At 69.9% G+C, this 468-nt stretch carries 1 protein-coding gene; it reads right to left on the reverse strand.

Translation table 11 applies throughout. The features are described from left to right. Window positions 1-61 precede the first annotated feature (61 nt). Window positions 62-238 carry a hypothetical protein gene (locus tag ACFC1R_RS38605; RefSeq protein ID WP_375946396.1) on the reverse strand — a complete coding sequence of 59 codons (177 nt, stop codon included), beginning with the start codon at window positions 236-238 and terminating at the stop codon, window positions 62-64. Window positions 239-468: the final 230 nt, after the last annotated feature.

Below are 468 nucleotides of genomic sequence, written 5' to 3' on the forward strand. Positions count from 1 at the left end.
AGATCACCCCTCGCCGACCCGCCTGTGCCGTCAACTAACCGGCATCAGTTGGGGGCTGAGGTCAGACCTCGGTGCCGACCGGGGCGAAGTCGCCGTCGGGGACCTTGTGGTCCAGGCAGCGGGTCAGGGTGTCGGCGCCCGTCTGCGGGGCGAAGTCGCCGTCGGGGACGCTGTGGTCCAGGCGGCGGGTGAGGTTGGTGACCTCGGGGTCACCGGGCTTGATGGTGGCGGTGCTCATGTGCCTCTCCAATCGGGTTGGCTTCCGCTCGCCCGGGGTGGGCGGGCAGTCGTGCGGGGGTGATGCGGGCCCGGCCCGGCAGATGACCCTTTCCGACGGGCCGGGGGCGTGTGGGCGCCCGAAGGCGCGGGGGGAGCTAGGGAGCGTATTTGATCGCGATCAAGGAGTGGTCCTGCTGAGGTCTTTGATCCAGATCATTGCGCCGCGTAGGTGGAGGCCGGCGAGGTAGC

The organism is Kitasatospora sp. NPDC056138 (assembly GCF_042264695.1).
GTDB lineage: Bacteria > Actinomycetota > Actinomycetes > Streptomycetales > Streptomycetaceae > Kitasatospora.

Coding starts and splice junctions, on each gene's coding strand:
- ACFC1R_RS38605 (WP_375946396.1), bottom strand. CDS start 238: ATGAGCACCGCCACCATCAAGCCCGGTGACCCCGAGGTCACCAACCTC.